Origin of the sequence: Gimesia aquarii, from assembly GCF_007748195.1 — a bacterium.
GTDB lineage: Bacteria > Planctomycetota > Planctomycetia > Planctomycetales > Planctomycetaceae > Gimesia > Gimesia aquarii.
This window is the reverse complement of sequence record NZ_CP037920.1, coordinates 5754893-5772965: the sequence shown is the minus strand read 5'-3', so window position 1 is coordinate 5772965 and position 18073 is coordinate 5754893. Positions and strand designations below refer to the sequence as shown.

16 protein-coding genes are annotated in these 18073 nt (G+C 45.6%); 9 read left to right on the top strand and 7 right to left on the bottom strand.

Annotation, left to right across the window (positions count from 1 at the left end; genetic code table 11):
* Nucleotides 1–3: 3 nt before the first annotated feature.
* Together acnA and V144x_RS22010 are read right to left on the bottom strand one after the other, a co-directional pair.
* Complete coding sequence (gene acnA / locus V144x_RS22015) at nucleotides 4–2679, bottom strand: aconitate hydratase AcnA (protein WP_144988216.1); 2676 nt, start codon at nucleotides 2677–2679, stop codon at nucleotides 4–6.
* 228 nt (nucleotides 2680–2907) lie between these two features.
* Nucleotides 2908–4305 (bottom strand): neutral/alkaline non-lysosomal ceramidase N-terminal domain-containing protein, encoded by a 1398-nt coding sequence (locus tag V144x_RS22010; protein WP_144988214.1) that lies wholly within the window; start codon nucleotides 4303–4305, stop codon nucleotides 2908–2910.
* 237 nt (nucleotides 4306–4542) lie between these two features.
* Between V144x_RS22010 and V144x_RS22005 the strand changes: the two genes are divergently transcribed.
* Nucleotides 4543–5823, top strand: a complete 1281-nt coding sequence (locus tag V144x_RS22005; protein WP_144988212.1) for a hypothetical protein — start codon at nucleotides 4543–4545, stop codon at nucleotides 5821–5823.
* Nucleotides 5824–5847: 24 nt separating this feature from the next.
* Here V144x_RS22005 and V144x_RS22000 read toward each other — a convergent pair whose 3' ends face one another.
* The 3 genes from V144x_RS22000 to V144x_RS21990 all read right to left on the bottom strand — a co-directional run bounded on the left by V144x_RS22000 (nucleotide 5848) and on the right by V144x_RS21990 (nucleotide 8533).
* A complete protein-coding gene (locus V144x_RS22000) occupies nucleotides 5848–7191 on the bottom strand; it encodes a glycosyltransferase family 87 protein (RefSeq protein WP_144988210.1) in 1344 nt (447 codons plus the stop codon).
* Nucleotides 7192–7417: 226 nt separating this feature from the next.
* Entirely contained in the window at nucleotides 7418–7939 is a 522-nt protein-coding gene (locus V144x_RS21995) for a DinB family protein (protein WP_144988208.1), read from the bottom strand.
* A gap of 93 nt (nucleotides 7940–8032) precedes the next feature.
* The gene (locus V144x_RS21990) at nucleotides 8033–8533 is read right to left on the bottom strand and encodes a hypothetical protein (protein WP_144988206.1); all 501 of its coding nucleotides are present in this window, start codon (nucleotides 8531–8533) and stop codon (nucleotides 8033–8035) included.
* Between the two features lie 329 nt (nucleotides 8534–8862).
* Here V144x_RS21990 and V144x_RS21985 point away from each other — a divergent pair, with 329 nt between their 5' ends.
* Together V144x_RS21985 and V144x_RS21980 are read left to right on the top strand one after the other, a co-directional pair.
* The gene (locus V144x_RS21985; RefSeq protein ID WP_144988204.1) at nucleotides 8863–9249 is read left to right on the top strand and encodes a transthyretin-like family protein; all 387 of its coding nucleotides are present in this window, start codon (nucleotides 8863–8865) and stop codon (nucleotides 9247–9249) included.
* A gap of 79 nt (nucleotides 9250–9328) precedes the next feature.
* Nucleotides 9329–10372: a DUF1559 family PulG-like putative transporter gene (locus V144x_RS21980; protein ID WP_144988202.1), complete on the top strand. Its 1044-nt coding sequence runs from the start codon at nucleotides 9329–9331 to the stop codon at nucleotides 10370–10372.
* Between the two features lie 86 nt (nucleotides 10373–10458).
* Here the strand turns inward: V144x_RS21980 and V144x_RS28515 are convergent, their stop codons facing one another.
* Complete coding sequence (locus V144x_RS28515; RefSeq protein ID WP_197998578.1) at nucleotides 10459–10599, bottom strand: hypothetical protein; 141 nt, start codon at nucleotides 10597–10599, stop codon at nucleotides 10459–10461.
* 257 nt (nucleotides 10600–10856) lie between these two features.
* Here V144x_RS28515 and V144x_RS21975 point away from each other — a divergent pair, with 257 nt between their 5' ends.
* The gene (locus V144x_RS21975) at nucleotides 10857–12014 is read left to right on the top strand and encodes a prenyltransferase/squalene oxidase repeat-containing protein (RefSeq protein WP_144988200.1); all 1158 of its coding nucleotides are present in this window, start codon (nucleotides 10857–10859) and stop codon (nucleotides 12012–12014) included.
* A 30-nt stretch (nucleotides 12015–12044) separates the two neighbouring features.
* Here the strand turns inward: V144x_RS21975 and V144x_RS21970 are convergent, their stop codons facing one another.
* Nucleotides 12045–13280, bottom strand: coding sequence for a tetratricopeptide repeat protein (locus tag V144x_RS21970; protein ID WP_144988198.1), 1236 nt, complete (start codon nucleotides 13278–13280; stop codon nucleotides 12045–12047).
* Between the two features lie 270 nt (nucleotides 13281–13550).
* Here V144x_RS21970 and rpmF point away from each other — a divergent pair, with 270 nt between their 5' ends.
* The 5 genes from rpmF to fabF all read left to right on the top strand — a co-directional run bounded on the left by rpmF (nucleotide 13551) and on the right by fabF (nucleotide 17674).
* Nucleotides 13551–13730 (top strand): 50S ribosomal protein L32, encoded by a 180-nt coding sequence (gene rpmF / locus V144x_RS21965; protein WP_144988196.1) that lies wholly within the window; start codon nucleotides 13551–13553, stop codon nucleotides 13728–13730.
* Nucleotides 13731–13736: 6 nt separating this feature from the next.
* The gene (gene plsX / locus V144x_RS21960) at nucleotides 13737–14738 is read left to right on the top strand and encodes a phosphate acyltransferase PlsX (protein ID WP_144988194.1); all 1002 of its coding nucleotides are present in this window, start codon (nucleotides 13737–13739) and stop codon (nucleotides 14736–14738) included.
* 81 nt (nucleotides 14739–14819) lie between these two features.
* Entirely contained in the window at nucleotides 14820–15728 is a 909-nt protein-coding gene (fabD, locus tag V144x_RS21955; protein ID WP_144988192.1) for an ACP S-malonyltransferase, read from the top strand.
* 390 nt (nucleotides 15729–16118) lie between these two features.
* Nucleotides 16119–16352 carry an acyl carrier protein gene (acpP, locus tag V144x_RS21950; RefSeq protein ID WP_144988190.1) on the top strand — a complete coding sequence of 78 codons (234 nt, stop codon included), beginning with the start codon at nucleotides 16119–16121 and terminating at the stop codon, nucleotides 16350–16352.
* 77 nt (nucleotides 16353–16429) lie between these two features.
* Nucleotides 16430–17674 carry a beta-ketoacyl-ACP synthase II gene (gene fabF, locus V144x_RS21945; RefSeq protein WP_144988188.1) on the top strand — a complete coding sequence of 415 codons (1245 nt, stop codon included), beginning with the start codon at nucleotides 16430–16432 and terminating at the stop codon, nucleotides 17672–17674.
* Nucleotides 17675–18073: the final 399 nt, after the last annotated feature.

Sequence of the window (18073 nt, the reverse complement as noted above, 5' to 3'; positions counted from 1 at the left end):
GAATCAGGATTGTGCCAGATCTCGGAGTACTTTATGCAGGATGCCGCCATTCCGGTAGTATTCGACTTCCACCGGTGTATCCACACGACACTGAGCGGTAAACAGAACCTGAGTCCCATCTGCTTTGGTAGCGGTTACGCGAATGGCTTGACCTGGCTTCAGATCGTCATCCAGTTCAATGTCGAATGATTCTGTTCCATCCAGTCCCAGTTCTTCACGGCTTTCGCCATCACGGAATTGCAAAGGCAGCACACCCATTCCGACCAGATTGGATCGGTGAATTCGCTCGAATGAGGTGGCGATGACTGCTTTGATACCCAGCAGGAATGTTCCTTTGGCAGCCCAGTCGCGTGAAGAACCCATTCCATAATCACCACCGGCCAGCACAATTAGAGGTTTACCTGCTTCTTTGTATTTGAGTGACGCTTCGTAAATCGAAGTCTGATCGCCGGTAGGAAGGTAAGTGGTCACACCACCGGTGGTTCCGGGGGCGAGTAAGTTACTGAGACGAATGTTCGCAAACGTTCCGCGTGTCATCACCCGGTCATTGCCACGTCGGCTACCGTAGCTGTTGAAATTTTGGGGAGTGACACCATTTTCCTGAAGATACTTACCAGCGGGTGAGTCGGCTTTGATCGCTCCAGCGGGAGAAATATGATCGGTGGTTACAGAGTCTCCCACAGAAACGAGTACACGCGCTCCCGTGATCGAACTGATGGGAGCAGGAGTGGTTGGCATATCAACAAAGAAAGGTGGTTCCTGCACGTAGGTGCTTTTTTCATCCCATGCAAAAATGTCCCCATCACCGCCATTGATGGCTTGCCATTCAGGAGAACCTTCTGTTGCTTTCCCATACTGTTCTCGGAACATTTCCGGGGTGATCGAAGATTCCATAGCCGCATTGACTTCAGCCTGGGAGGGCCAGAGATCTTTCAGGAAGACATCGTTACCTGCTTGATCTTGTCCCAGAGGATCCGTGCTCAAATCGATATCCGTAGTTCCTGCCAGAGCATAGGCAACGACCAGCGGAGGACTGGCGAGATAGTTTGCACGAACATCGGGGCTAATGCGACCTTCAAAGTTACGGTTCCCAGAAAGCACGGCAGATGCGACGATATCATTCTCGTTGATGGCCTTGGAAATTGGCTGAGGAAGTGGCCCACTGTTTCCAATGCAGGTTGTACAACCATAGCCAACTAGATTAAACCCAAGTTGATCGAGGTAGGGGGTGAGTCCCGATTTTTCCAGGTAATCTGTAACGACGCGGCTTCCAGGAGCCAAACTGGTTTTGACCCAGGGTTTTCGTGTAAGGCCTTTTTCAGCAGCTTTCTTTGCCAACAATCCAGCACCAATCATCACTGAAGGATTACTGGTATTCGTACAACTGGTAATAGCGGCGATCACAACCGACCCATCTTCGAGATTGAAATTCTGGTTATCATATTCGACAGCCACACTCGTTTCCGAAGGATCAGATTTGCCGAATGTTTCGCCCAGATCTCTGTGCCACTGTGATTTCATTTCGGTCAAGGCGATGCGGTCCTGTGGACGTTTCGGTCCGGCGAGAGACACTTCAACGGTGGAAAGATCCAATTGTAAGCCACTTGTGAAACGTGGTTCGGGCGAACTGTCAGTTCGGAACAGACCTTGTGCTTTGTAATAGCGATCTACCAGATCGACTTCGGCCTCAGTTCGACCGGTACGACGCATGTAATTCAGTGTTTCATCATCTACGGGAAAGAAGCCGATTGTGGCACCGTATTCCGGTGCCATGTTGGCAATGGTAGCGCGGTCGGCCAGACTCATGTTTGATAATCCAGGACCGTAAAATTCAACAAACTTGCCTACAACACCGTGCTCGCGCAACATCTGTACGATTCTGAGTACCAGGTCAGTGGCGGTGGCTCCTTCTGGAAGTCCACCTGTGAGTTTGAAGCCGACAACTTCTGGTGTCAGCATATAAATGGGTTGGCCAAGCATTACTGCTTCAGCTTCAATGCCACCAACTCCCCAACCAACAACTCCCAGGCCGTTGATCATTGTCGTATGGCTGTCGGTACCGACCAGACTGTCGGGATAGGCAACTCCGTCTTTAGTGAGTACTACTTTGGCCAGATATTCCAGGTTAACTTGATGCACAATTCCGGTTGCAGGAGGCACGACACTGAAGTTGTTCAATGCCTGTTGCCCCCAACGGAGAAACTGATAGCGTTCCTGATTGCGTTCGAATTCTTTTTCCACATTGTGTTGCAGTGAGAACCGGGTCGCAAACTCATCGACTTGAACCGAGTGGTCGATCACCAGGTCGCATGGCACAAGTGGATTGATTTTTTGAGGATCACCGCCGAGCCGTACCATGGCGCTTCTAAGAGCGGCCAGATCGACGACAGCGGGAACACCTGTGAAATCTTGTAATACGACACGACCAGGCTTAAATGGAATTTCTACTGGGTTCGGCGATTCAGCACTCCAGTTGGCCAGATTATTGACATCGGCTTCATTGACAACGAATCCATCCACATTTCGCAGGCACGATTCAAGTAAGACACGAATCGAATACGGAAGAGTTTCAATTTCACCAATGCCATCATCAATCAGTTTCTGCAGGCGGAAGTAACTCAGTTCTCCGTCTGCTGTTTTTAATTGACTTTCCGCGCCAAAAGGATTTCCGGAAGCCATTAATCATCTCCTCAGTACTACATTTAAATTGATTTATGAACGGTTTCAGGTCACTTTAGGGGACCTATGTTTAGATTAATCTGTTGTATGCCTTGGACATGCTGCATTCTAGGAAGTCGTATCCCGATCGACAAACGGCAGGACTGCCAAAAACATAAAACATCTGTAGAAGCTGGTGGATCACGCTGAAGTTTTGGAACAAAAACTCTATTCTAACGAGGGCAAGGTTTATTTTCCATCGCGGATCTTTTTCACTTGTCGTTGCACACTTTCGACGATTTTATCTTCGATTTCTTCAGACCAGCGATGTGAAGGCATTCCATAAACGGCCATGGAGGTGTTGCCTTCGTAACCTCCTTCTTTCAGGACCCTCAGTGAGGGCGTGTATGCCATCACATCATTCGCATAACCCGTTACCCAGGTGTCGGGACCATATTCTTTTTTCATGGCGAGTGCGTAGTCAATTACGACTTCACCACCGATGGCAATCCAGAGCTGTTTCTTGCCGAGTCTCCAGACTTCAACAGGAAATGGATACGACTTGATAAACGGTTTTCCGGAGTTAAGTTGTTTGAGTAACCTTGAACCCCAGCGGGTTCTGTAGGAACTCGGGCTACCAGAGGCAATTTTTTCTAACTCTGATTTGGTAAGATGAGCTCCTAATTTGATGTCGATAATCTCAATCTCGGTTTTCAATTCGGGATCCAGTTCAACCATTGGAAGACGAACAACATCTGCCACTGCATGAGCCAATCGTGAACCATAAGACTGTGCCAGATCCACAGTTCTGCGAGGAAGCGGGTTCTGGTCTGCGCCACAACCCATATAGAACATTGCGGTCACTCCCGGAAACATGGCTTCCAGATCGTATTGAGCGAATCCGGCATAGTCGCCGCACCATTTCTGAAAACTCAATGTGGTATTGTGGCAGGCATAGCCAAAGACGATAGTTTTCAGTTTCCCAGCTTTGTCTTTCACAGCTAAAATGGGAACGGAATGGTCAATTGGACCCTTTAATTCATTAGCCAATCTAAGTTTGGGGACTTCTGCTTCTTTATTTGTGCGACGGTTGACTGCAAAACTCGTAAATCCTTCGCCTGAATAAAGTGAGGCAGGTTCAAGTTTCTTAATGGCGGTTCCCACCGCAGTGACCAGTTTTTGTTCCAGTTTGTCGGAATACTCATTAATGTCTTTGAGATGATTTGCATTCAGGGGATAGATATCATGCAGTGCCCCTCGCAAAACAGGACCGCAGTGAGTGTGAGAGCTATTGAGCATAATCTGATTGCGGTCGAGATCGAATTTCTCTTTGAGTGCCGCACAGACATTGTTATAGATTGATTGCGGAATTCCCAATGTGTCTGTTGAGACAATCACGCCACGATGGCCATTACTGGCTTCAATCACTAAGACTTTGAGCCAGAGGTCGTGTAATTTACCTTCGGCAGGCGCTGTACGACCACCGTATCCGGCCATCCAGAGGTCTTTTTCAGGAGTGATCACGACACTGGCTGATCCCGCTTTCCAGGTCACATCTTCAGCAAATGTATAACTCGAGTATGACAATTGGGTAATCATCATCAGACCGAGTAGCAAACCAGACCGATAATACGTTAGATATTTCATGGAGAAGCCCCTCACTTTTGAGCAAATGGCAGTAAAACTAAATCTTCTTAAAAAACTACATCATTTTAGGGTAAAGAGCTCGAGCGGACATATCAAGTGTTTGGGATGTGTTCTCTTATGTTTAAAGAAGTTAATGTGCATCCTTTGAGGGGTGTGTTAGAATTAAATTACGAATGAAAACAGAGTTTTTCAGGAATCAACGAAGCCGGGCTGAAATAAACGAAAGGACCACCGCCTGTGAATGTGATAGCAGGTCACAAAAAAATATTCTTAGCCACGGCTTTTATCATTATTCTTTGTCTTATCGCTGAATCCGTTAACAGTCTCAATGCGCAAGGCAAACGTCGCGGAAATAAAAAAGCTGCTTCACAAGAGGCCCAACTTCCCGCTGATTACCGATCTAAGAATTTTCTGATTCATACCGACTTAGAGCCAGCAGATGCGAAAGATTTGCTCGAACGACTGGAAAAAATGTTGAAGATTATTTCAACCTACTGGGGTAGTCCAAATCGCAAGGTAATCGAGTGTTATGTTGTTAAAGACCTTTCTAACTGGCCACGTGGTAGCCTCCATCCCAGTGGGGCACAGTCTGTAGCCAATGGTGGTGGAGTGACGATGGGCCGCACATCCTATCGTGGTAATCAGATTGTCTCCGCCAAAGCGATTGTATATGCGACTGCGGATCGAGGAACACCTCAACACGAAGCAGTACACGCCTATTGCACCCAAAATTTTGGCCGTACAGGACCAGTCTGGTACAGCGAAGGTATGGCAGAAATGGGTCATAACTGGAAGGCCCTTCCTAAAAAAGGACAACCGATTGCGGTCGACTGCCCCACTTATGTATTGAACTATATTAAAAACAGTGAACCCCAAAGCTTGAATGAGATTGTCAACTCGAAATCGATTTCAGGTGATTCCTGGCAGAATTACTGCTGGCGATGGGCCTTGTGTCACCTGCTGGCAACCAATCCAAATTACTCCGCTCGTTTTCGTCCCCTGGGATTAGGGTTGTTGATGAAAAAGCCGGTTTCGTTTAACCAGACCTATGGTTCTATGGCGCGTGAAATCTCATTTGAATATTTGTTTTTTCTTGAACATTTCGATCAAGGATACCGCTGCGATTTGTGTCAATGGAACTGGAAAACCAAATTTCGAAAAACCAGTACCGTTGGTGGTTTGCTTTCAAAAATCGAAGCCAGAAAAGGCTGGCAGCCCTCCCGAACTTTAGTAGAACAAGGGCAGAAATATCAATTCTCGGCAGAAGGAGAGTGGAAAACGAACAGTGAAGCAGAGCCATGTTCAGCAAAAGGCTCTGAGGACGGGGTCGGTATGTTAGTAGGCATTGTGCTCTCTGAAAACGATGAGGGCGAGTATACACTCAGCGATGAATTTGAGCTGGGTGAGACTGGCAGCTTCACAGCACCTGTCAGTGGTAAGCTCTTTCTGCGTTGTCGAGATGCCTGGCATGAATTGGCTGATAATAGTGGTAAAGTTTCTGTGAAAATTAAGCAGTGACTCTTAGCAGTTCTTGCTCTTGCATCAATGTTCTTGAGATGCGATTGTTTCTTCGGCTTGATTTGCTTTGTTTGGCCAGAGGAGTACGATGATAACTAACAGTGCATAAAACTGATATGAAAGTACCGTGAGTGATTGCCAGGGAAGGGCCACCATGCCACCGTTTTCCCAAGGAGTAATTCCCTGCGGTGTGCCGGCCTTCTGAGAATGAATTGCGAGTGCCCAGACAACACGCGGACTGAGGGCCAGAGCAAAGATGACTAAATTCACAACCCAGCGTTTTCCTGTATGTGGCTGCGATAATGCCAGCAGTAACCCAATTGGCAGAGCGAGTAAAATAAAGTAATGATGCCAGGTGGTCGGGGTCATGAGTAACATGGCGGTGATGGTAATCGCGTATCCCCGATCACTGAACTTTTCCGCCCGCGTTTTCCAGATCGACGCCACTACCAATCCTGTCATCACGAGCCAGGACGACCAGACTGAAATTTGTAATAAAGTAGGTGAATTCACAAGGGGTTGTATGGTGTTTGCTGAGTGTTCGAAGAGTCGTTTCCAGAATGCAAGCAGGGATGCATTACTCCAGTTGTTGGTGACATCGGCCAGTGAAGGTAACGCGACCGTAAGGTAATCGCTGTACGTGTCGACCCCGAAGATCGCAGTAGTGAGCAGAGTAATCAGACCAAAGGAGACGGCCCCTCCAGAGATGGCTCGCCAGTCGCGTCGAACCAGGAAGTACAAAAATAAATAGGCTGGATAGATTTTGATGGCAGTCGCTAAGCCCAGGCACATTCCCGAAGCGAAAGGCCTTCCTGAATTGCCAGCTTTCCATGCGCCGACGATCAGTAGAGTCAGTAGCAGATTGGGCTGACCCTGAATCAGGCTTTGTTGAAGAGGGTCACAGGCCAGAAACAAAGTAAGTAATGCGATTGTCGACCAGACAGTCATCTGAATCTCAAGACCTTTTACAATCCAGTACAATGTGAGACAAAGCATGCCAAGTGACAATAGGTTCCAGGCTAGATGGGCATCGCGATAGGTCAACCAGGTAAACGGGATGGCGATTAAGTTTGCTGTCGGAGGGTGAGTATTGTACTGGTCGAAAAAACCGTTCGAATCTGTCAGTTTGAGATTGAGGTGTTTTTTTAGCGCCACCTGCTGGTCTGAGTAAACAGGCATGCCAGTCGCTCGATTTTTAACAGAAGCCCACTCCTTAAAAAAATCAAAGATTTGACCCTCTGCCGGTCTCAGGGCTGCAATGTAACCAGGGGCGAACACCGCCATCGCGCAGATAAAGAGGATCACCCACAGGACCTTACGTGCGACAGGCCAGTTGTTGATCTGAGGTTGTTTAGGTGGGCTCGACACTTTTTACTCCGGGAACCAGTTCGAATAATGCCCATTTCAACATCGTACTCCCCCTGTGTCTAGAAATGGAGTGATTTTTTGGCCTTTTTTCGGGGATGATTGACTTGATAAGGTTCGTAGACAACCTATTTCAGGTTCGGACTTTGCGGTTCGAAGGATTTCAACGATTGTAGTAGTAAACGTTACCGGAACCTGTTTCTGAATGGAAATCGATTACTCAATGTGATCAAGAATCGCCTGACGGGGTATGGTTACTTTTTACAAGATCAGATTTCCATTGTGCTTCCCAGCTAAAGACATCCCCCTCAGGAAGTGGTTTTACACCTGAGACTCTTAACATATAGAGTACTTGCGCACGGTGATGCATGCTATGTGTGATAATGTGCGCGATGCTTGTTCCATAGGCCTTGTCTCGTGGTGGATCATCAAGTTGGTCTGTCCACAATTTGTCCCATGCCTCATCTCTCGCAACTTTTCGTGCTAGGTTTGCGAGTCGCTCTTCAGCGACAGTGAGCCGCTGAGTCATTCCCGGAATAGTTAAGTTCGATTGCCTCTGAATTTCTTCCTGCATCATCAATGAGGTCCAGACCTCCATGTTGTGGATGATGTGATGCAGTGTCGCACGCAGCGTTCGATGACCAATATCGAATTCCTGATCAAGCTGAGCATCATTGAGTGTCGCGCAGACATCTAATAAATGCCGCGTGGTCCACGCATCGTGTTGAAGCAGGCGATCAAGTAAATCCATTGTATTTGGCTGATTTAGGGTGCTTTTTGATTCAATGTTCCTGGATGCAAATAGCTGGTGATGACAATCTCTGTTTATGATAAAGCTTGGCTATCATTGTTTCTGCTGTGTATTCAGCAGCATTTCTCCAGTGGTGAGATCGACCCCTGACCATGCCTTTGAGTGTTCGCCGAAGATGTAAAGTTTCGAAATTTCCTTTTCTTTGACTTCTTTGACATAGACCATCACAAAATTATCACCAACCGTAAAATGAATCTTATTATCTTGTGATAGTTTCAATTTTGCCCAGACGGCTGACTTTGCAGAGTAGGCGTGAACTTCTTGACCAAGTTGGCAGGCTGCCATTGATCGACCTACTGTTGGATTTATCTTTACAGAGACATCTACCGAGATATCTGATTGACTCCAGGTACTTGTCAAATAGCTATATGCCATTAGCTTATCTCGAGATTTGGGGACGATGACTATCAGTCCCTGGCTTTGTATCGTGATTGGTTCAATCTGTTTTGGTTGTGTTGCGTCTTGTCCAAGGGCGATTGTAGTGCTGATGCTGAAGAGTGTGATTACCAATAAACGTTTTGTGAAATGTTTCATTGCGTGGTTTCCTTTTCTCAGAATACGAACTGCTAAGCCATTAATCCATTGAGAAGTTCGTATGGTAACGTGCACAGTCTGATTATGCTAAAAAAAATATGATTTGAGTAAGTTCCCTTTCATATAAAATTATTTCCATCTGTAAGTGAAAAAGGATCGAATCTTTAGATTCATCTTGTTATTTCAGCGGAGAACTCAGATACTGGAGTTGTTCTGAGTTCTACAGACAGTGATGGTGTTTTCCGCATTTCTTAAAACCATCGAGCCTCGCAGCTGTTTTCGCTCACTTCAAAAGTGAAATCGTGGCTCTATCGTATGAAGGGGAAACCATGACACGTATGATGTTGCTTGCTGCTCTCTCAATAATGGTCGGAATGAGCGTTGGTTGTAGTGACCGTGCTCCAGATATGCCCGAACTGGGCAGAGTTCATGGAACCATTACCCTAGATGGAAAACCGCTTCCTGACGTCACGATATATTTCGAACCCGAGAAAGGACGTCCCTCAACTGCAAAAGCGAACCCGGATGGGTTTTACGAAGCGTTCTATCTGATTGATGAAAAAGGAGTCAAAATCGGACCCTGCAGCGTCCGAGTGGAATGGGGTATCGACGACTCCGGTCCAGTGATCCCTGTGAAATATGGCATCAGGAGTGAACTGAGTCTTAATGTGAAACCAGGTGATAACACATACGATATTGAGATGAAGTCTAGTTAAGTTATCTCATTATTGAGTCATCAGCCTGTCCCTATGCGCGCCTGGGGTTTCTCTATGATCTTTTTTTAGGAGAGCCGTTATGAACAAAGGCCGAATGAAAAAATCAAGTGGGTTTACTCTAATTGAGTTATTAGTGGTCATTGCGATCATCGCCATTCTGATCGCACTATTGTTACCCGCTGTACAACAAGCGCGAGAGGCTGCACGAAGGTCGTCTTGTAAAAACAACATGAAGCAAATTGGTTTGGCAATGCACAACTATCACTCCGCGCATAACACGTTTCCACCAGGCTATATCACAAAAACAGCCTGCAATACGACAGGTGTCTGGCCTGCTTGTAATATGGGAGAGCTGGGAATCTATGGCTGGGCAACGTTTGTTTTACCCTTCATGGACCAGGCTCCGCTTTATAATTTACTCAATACGGGCAGTGTGAACCTTGATCAAAACTTAGCAAATGCCACCGTACGTCAAGCGTTGCAAAAACCGATGACGGTCTTTCTCTGTCCTTCCGATCCGGGACCCAATCTCAATGATTATGAATCGGCTTCTGATCGATATGATTTCAATGTGACTGATGGCACTACTGTCTATCAGATTGCTCGTTCGAATTATGTCATGGTGGCAAACGCCTGGGACAGTACGACGCCTGCTGTCTATCGGATTCAATACGGTCCCGCTCATGGAACTGGTTTCGCTAATTCGAACATTCGTTTCCGTGACATTACCGATGGAACGAGTAACACGCTCCTTGCTGGCGAAAGAGCGTATATCTACAAAACAGCAAACAAAGTTGGCGGAGCCAATGTAATTGGGTTCTCAGGTTCGAATAATACGCAAAGTAGCAGCTATGCCAGAAAAGGGAACGGGCTGGCTGCCATTGGTCTGACTTACAATGGCATCAACGCGATTGTCGGGGGAGAACACGATGTGCGCGGTTTTAGTAGTAATCATGTAGGGGGCGCCCATTTTGTGTTCTGTGATGGATCGGTCCACTTTTTGAGCGAGAATATCGATTACAAAAAAGGCACTGTTTCAGTGGCAACTCACGTTCAAGACATCAATTCCACGTTTCAACGCCTCGCTGTTCGAGACGATGGACAGGTTGTGGGTGAATTCTAAGCAAAGTCTATGAGAGATTGGTAAATGATGAAAATTAATTGAGCTTCTGTTTTGAGGGGAATCGAGTCACTCGATTCCCCTCAAAACTATATAATTTCTTTTTCTGAATTTTGCCTTTCCAGGTTCAGTAGTCTTTGTTCTAAACTTTTGATGGTGTTATCTAACTTTCGAATCCCTGCATAAGCGCCCGCAGCAGGAGAAGAAGCCATAAACCATTTGAGATCCATCACGACTCCTATTACGAGGGGCAAGAATCATCTACTGTCTGGTTATATATTTATATGATAACTTTGAGCAGCTTTAGGTGCCAAGTATTCATTATAAGTAGAGCCCCAAACTTTTTTTGATTGGTTTCAAACTCTGCAGATTCGTGGGTGATTTTGCTGTTTTGAGTGGTGGAAGACAAAATATGTAGATATGCTGATTGATTACGTGGAGCGGAATCTTCTGAGAGCATGTCTGAACTTTTTACGGAGTCTGGTTGATGAGCAATTTTAAAATCGTCTCGTTTGCTGTACTGACTTTGGTTAGTTCGTCTTTGACGATGGCACAAACACCTGAAAAAAGTAAAAAACTTCAGTATCACTATGAGAACATTGCCATTCCACAAGCGAGCGCCGATGAACCGATTCGTCAAGAATTTTCGCTTGAATTGGCGGAACGTTATCTCGAACAGGGAGCGCTCGCCTGGACGAAGCAGCGAAAGTGTGTCAGTTGTCACACGAACGGGCTGTATCTGTTTTCCAGGCCTGCGTTGAGTGGGGAATTAGGGCCGCCATCCAGTGAAAGTCGTAACTTCTTTGTTAAGGAGCTACGAAAATTGAAAACCATGGATCGGGAAAAGTTACTAAAAGGAATTCGGCCAACTCAGGTGGCTTATATTGCAGCAGGATTAGCGGAGTGGGATCGGCATGTCAGCAAAGCGCTTTCACCTCAGACTGATGAAGCCTTACGGTTTATGTTGAGTCTGCAGGCAAAGGATGGGAGTTGGGGCAATGCGGATTGCTGGCCCCCTTTTGAATCGAGCAACTTTCAGGGAGCAACTGTCGCAGCGCGAGCACTTTCCTCTGCGCCAGGCTGGTTAGATGGTTTAAAAGACGAGACTTTACAGTCTGGAGTAGAGCGGCTTAAAGCTTACTTACAGAATACGGAGCCAGCACACGATTACGGCCGACTGATTTTTTTATGGACGGCGGCCCGCTATCCGGATTTGATCAGTGACGAGAAGAAACAGGCATTGATCGAGATAGTGATGCAGCATCAACGGCCCGATGGGGGCTGGTCCATTCGTACTTTTGCAGCCCCTGAAGCCTGGGGGCGAGGAAATCGTGCAAAGAAGTTACGCGAAGAAGCCGAATTTGATAAAACTGCTAATGCCTGGAAGAATCCAGCCAGTGATGGGCATCAGACGGGTTTGGCGATTCTTGTTTTACGAGAAAATGGTGTGCCCGCCAACGATCCACGGATTCAAAAAGGCATTAAATGGTTGCTGAAAAATCAACGTGAGTCGGGACGCTGGTGGACAAGGTCACTTAACACCGACCGCTGGCATTTCATTACTTATAGTGGAACCTTTTATCCTTTGCAGGCGCTCAAACAGTGTAATGTCTTACCGACATTGAAACAAACAACGGCGAGATGATTTACCTGTATGAGCTGATCAAACCTGCAATTACTTTTGGTTCGCTTTCCATTTTTTAAACTGAGTAGAATTCGTAAATTTGGTATAGTTGTCCAATTCACTGAGATCGAGATCTTCATATGAAAAACCAAATTTCGATTTCAAGATGTCCAGATATTTGATGGTTTGATCGAAGTTGCTTTGCACTACGGAAATATTGATGAGATGCATATAGGGTTGCAATAAGTTTGGTTCAATTTCACTTGCTTTACCCGCATATTTTCCTGCTAAGGCAATGTCACCCATTTCGATCAGAATTCCTGCTCGTAAAGAGTAAAGGTAAGGATCGACCGTTTTGATTGAGGCATTTAAGCGATCGAGACATTCCAAAGCTGAGGAAAATTCGCTCATTAAGATAAAATAATCGATACTTAACAGTTCCACAGTTAAGTCACCCGGATGGTACTTACGGAACACATTCAATACTTGCAGATATTTTTTGTGGTTCTCTTTTTCGATGGTATCTTGAGCCAGTCTCAACAAAACAGTTTTTCTTCCCTTATACTGCTTAGCAAGTTGCTGGTAAGCCTGAAAGGGATCACTTTTTTCTGAGGAGAGGCTTAGAAAGTCGTATAATTTCTTCTGCTCTTGAATACGGCTTTTTTCCTCAGCATTGAGTTTGTTTTGAACACTTAATTGCGCTTTTTGGATTTCCGGCATTAAGGACCATTTGATTGATTGCGAGAGCAGTTCACCGGTAGAAAAGCTGTCAATGTCAACAATCTTTAATTTGCCAGACTGTTGTTTTTCAATAATCAAGGCATGGTAATTCAAACTCCAGTCGGGTCTAAGGAAGCGGAAAATGACTTTGTACTGATTCTGCTCTTTTCTCATACTTAAGAAGCGATAATCAGCTCCATTAGCAATTTCAGCCAACAACTCAGTATCGATCCCCTGATTTTTTCCATCATAAGTTGCTTGTAATTGCTGGCGAATCGGTTTCATGGATTGCTGGACGGCTGGATTCTGCTCGAATTCAGCGAGTGTTCTGTCAATAAACGTTTGCCAGTCGAATAATTGACGGAATTTCACTGCGTCCTGAGAACGTACTGTCTGTTGGATCTGCTTGCCGAATGCCTGCAATTCTGTCGGAGTCATCGGTTGTGGATTAGGATTTCCATTTGTCTGGGCCATCACATTTTGTAGCAAGCATAGACAGACCGTTAAAATAGTGAGATTGAGTGAAATTTGCCGAAAAACAAGGCGTTTGAGACAATGATCCATCATGTATAACTCTCGATTTTCTGAGGAAATTGCATTCAAGAATGTGTACCGATGTTTTATTCTTGTTGCGCAATATAAAAATATCACTTCTGATATCGACTGTTCCGTCCCCTGTAGCTTGACAGTTGTTTTAAAAATTGCATAGTATGTTCGATTCCTGTCAGAAAAGCTGGTAAGAGAGATCTCCGTGCGCTCACAGGATCAGTAGTTTACGGTAAGTTGTTTTTCTCGTATAGTTTATGCTAAGTCAGATGTTTTAAGGCGGTCTTTTTCATGGCAGTTCCTAAAAGGCGGATGTCGAAATCTAATTCTCGTAAGAGACGCAGTCATAATAGTATTAAGGTTTCCAAACCAACATACTGTCCACAATGTGGAACAGCGTCACCTTCACATGCCATTTGCCCTCATTGTGGTTTCTATCAAGGGCGTACCATCGTTGATACTGAGGATTAAGCATCAATGCGGATTGCACTGGATGCAATGGGGGGGGATTTCGCCCCCGAACCTAATATTACTGGCGCAATCGCAGCGTTACAGGCGGATCCTGCACTGAATGTAGTGCTTGTTGGACCGCAGGATCAAATCGATTCTCAGATCGAAGCTTCCGGTTACTGCGGAGATCGTTTGTCGGTAGCCCATGCGAGTCAGGTTGTGGGCATGGAAGAAAAGCCCACCGATGCGATGCGTCAAAAACCTGACAGCTCTATTTCGATCTGTTGGAAAATGATGGCAGCCCGCGAAGTGGATGCCGTCGTCAGTGCTGGAAATACTGGGGCTGTCGTGGCTTCTGGTTTGAAAACGCGGTTGTTTTTGAAGGACGTAAAACGACCCGGAATTGCAGTCACCCTACCTACGATAGCCGGTCATGCCGTGCTAATGGATGTGGGGGCGAACCCTTCAGCGCGTCCATCCCATCTCTATCAATACGCGATCATGGGTGAAATTTACGCTCGCGAAGTACTGGGAGTCGAAGTTCCTAAGATCGGGTTGATCAATATCGGAAGCGAAGATGGTAAAGGAAATGATCTTTACCGTGGCACCTATCGTTTACTGAGTGAAGGACCTCTGAAAGACAACTTTGTCGGGAACGTTGAAGGTCGAGGCCTCTACCAAGGGGAAGCAGACGTTCTGATCTGTGAAGGTTTTGTGGGTAATGTTGTATTAAAAGTCAGTGAAGGGATGGCTGATTTTCTGATGCAAGAGGCTTCAAAGCAGATATTAGGTAGTCTCGATACAGAACGTGATCAGGCCAAGCAGGCATTTATGGATATGGGGAAGCGATATCGTTACCACGAAACAGGTGGGGCTCCTTTACTGGGAATTGACGGTATTTGTATTATTTGTCATGGATCCAGTGATGCTCAGTCGATTTCGAATGCTTTGAAAGGGAGTGCCACATTTAAGGACCGTGGCATCAATTCACAGATTGCCGAGCATCTGGCTCAAAAGCCAGTAGCATAACTCGACATTCTTAATGTTTTTAGCAGTATAGATTTTTAGCAGTATAGATTTTTAGCAGTATAGATATAGAGGGATCGACCAGTGAGCAGAATCGCTTTTTTGTTTCCCGGACAGGGGGCTCAGCATGTCGGTATGGGCAAGACAATTGTCGAAAAGTATCCGGCTGCTTTGGAACTTTTTAATCGTGCAGCTGAAATTCTTCAATACGATTTAGCCAAACTCTGCTTTGAAGGTCCCAGTGAAGAACTGGACTCAACGGTTGTTAGCCAGCCTGCTTTGTTTGTGACCAGTCTTGCGGCTTTGGAAATGCTCCGGGCAGATTCTCCCGATAAAGTCTTAGCTTGTGAAATGGCAGCGGGTCTAAGTTTGGGGGAGTACACTGCGCTGGTCTTTGCTGGTGCGATGACTTTTGAAGATGGGTTGCGTGTTGTGCAAAGACGCGGTGAAGCGATGCAGGCAGCTGCAGATGCAAATCCTTCTGGAATGGTGAGTGTTTTGCTACTGGATCGAGAAAAGGTGGTTGAAATTTGTAAAGCCGCTTCCTCTGCTGGAAAGATCTGGATTGCTAATTATCTGTGTCCCGGAAATATTGTACTTTCTGGTGAAAACAGTGCCTGTGAACGGGCTGCCGAGTTGGCCGAACAAGAAGGGGGCCGTGCGATCCCGTTGGCAGTCGCAGGTGCATTTCATACAGAAATTATGAAACCTGCCGATAGTCAGTTATCTGAGGCACTCGGAGGAGTCGGTCTTAAAAAGCCGGAAATTCCTGTTATTTCAAATGTGGATGCTGAAATTCATGAAGATCCAGACGAAATACGCGAATTGCTGATAAGACAAGTGATTAGCCCTGTTTTGTGGGAAGACTCAATTCGTAAGATGCTGGATAATGGTTTCGATGAGTTTTATGAAATTGGTCCCGGTAAGGTCCTCAAGGGGTTAATGAAACGCATCAATCGGAAAATAGCCTGCGAAACTGTGAATGATTCCTGAACCGGATGGATGATTTCCTGTGACTGGTCTGCGGAACTGCACGTCAGAGGGCAGAGATATTATTTCGTATATTTTGTCCAGTGGCTCAGAGCTTGATCTAATCTATCGATTTGTGCTACAACAACTTACAACGATCACTGAAAGAATATTCCAGAGAACCTAAAATCGTATGTTCTCAGACTGGAAATGTAACCTTACTCAAATTATGAGATAACTTTGGTGGAGTAGACAAGACTAATAATTCTTGTCCCATTTTAAGGTTTACATAATTAAGGAAACTGGATATATCATCGCTACAGCTATTAGCGAATACATCCAAGTTGGTTTGGTAAAGATGTTTCCAGCCATACTTAAGATTAAAAATCACTAAGACGGTGAAGGAGAAAAAGAGTGTCAATCGAAGAAAAAGTGGTTGGTATCGTTAGCGAACAACTGGGCCATCCAAAAGAAGATATTACTCTAGACAGCAAATTTATCGATGACTTAAAGGCTGACTCATTAGACATCGTTGAACTCGTTATGGAATTTGAAGACGAGTTTGATGTCACAATTCCGGATGATGATTATGACAAAATTAAAACGGTAGGCGATGTTGTCGGATATATTACTGAGAAAGCCAACTAGTCAGCGGCAATCAGTTCTATCGTCCAGTGTTTTGATTTAATAGAGTCCTGTCTTTTCATTGTAGGAAGTGTTCTCGGATGCGCAGGAGAGTCGTTGTTACCGGGGTGTCTGTTGTAACGGCTCTGGGTTTAGATGTCTCAGAGTTTTGGGACAAAATATGCGCGGGTAAAAGTGGAATTGGTCCCGTGGAACGCTTTGATTGTTCCGATTACAAAGTGCGCTTTGGTGGTGAAGTTAAAGATTTTGACGCTACAGAATATACCAATCTTACAGCGAAAGATCTCAAACGTGTTGATCGTTTTGTACAATTCGGTCTTGTTGGCGCTCATATTGCTTACCGACAGGCACAATTGGAAGATTTTGATGGTGATCCCTATCGTAGGGGCGTTCTGGTAGGGAGTGGGATTGGTGGTCTGAACGAAATCGAAAATCAGCACGATCGTCTTTATAACCAGGGGCCAGCCCGTGTTTCGCCGTTTATGATTCCCAAGCTAATGGTCAATGCCGCCAGTGGTAATATTTCGGTGACTTATAAATTAAAAGGGCCGAACAGCGCTGTTGCTACGGCTTGTGCATCTGCTACGAATGCGATTGGAGATGCATTTAAGTTAATTCAAAATGACGTTGCTGATATTATGGTAACGGGGGGGAGCGAAGCGGCTGTGACGCCAATGGGGCTTTCGGGCTTTGCTCGCATGAATGCACTTTCGACTCGTAATGATGATCCACAGTCTGCCAGCCGTCCTTTTGATCGTGATCGAGACGGTTTTGTGATAGCCGAAGGGGCCGGCATTATTGTGCTTGAAGAGTATGAGCATGCCAAAAAGCGTGGTATTCCCATCTTGGCAGAAGTCATAGGTTATGGAATGTCGGCTGATGGTTCGCATATGACGGCTCCTGATCCCGAAGGTCGTGGGGCAGGACGTGCTATGCAAAATGCGATTAGAGATGCTGGTATCAATAACGAAGATATCGACTACATCAATACACACGGGACAAGTACTCCTTTGGGCGATGTTGCAGAAACTGCAGCCATCAATACTGTTTTTGGCGCGCATGTAAATAAGATGCCTGTTTCCAGCACCAAAGGTCATCTAGGACATTTATTAGGTGCGTCAGGTGGGGTTGAGTTTGTTGTTGCTGTCAAAGCTCTGCAAGAACAGACTGCTCCTCCTACGGTTAACCTGGATGAACCTGATGAAAAATGTAATCTCGACTACATTCCTCAAGAGCCGCGTGAGATGAAAATTAATCGAATATTGAAGAATAGTTTTGGATTCGGCGGTCATAATGCGTGTTTAGTTCTTCAAAACGCACCATAGATGGCTATTGCTTTTAAGTGTGCTGAGTCAGTGATCGCATGATTCTTGATGTCGGTTGTATTCAGACCTTCTCCAAGTAAGGTGAGTTTTCCCGAATTATTCTGTATCTCGTTATTGCTTCAGGGTTGAAAATCAGGCCTCGATTGTCTTAGCTATCCCATGTCATCAGTTGCTTGAAGATTTATGAATAGTGTATGTATGTTTGATCTTACTGCTTTCTTGGGTTCAGGCAGGAGGTCAGACAGCGAAGGGGTAACTCCACAAATTCTACTTTTTTAGCTATGATATATGGGTCAGTGGATTCTCGTACCGAAATAGGCCAGGGTCTTGCCTGCAGAGAATTATTTTCTACGATGATGGTACATTAATCAAAAATAGCTGACGCGAAGTGTAAGCGGG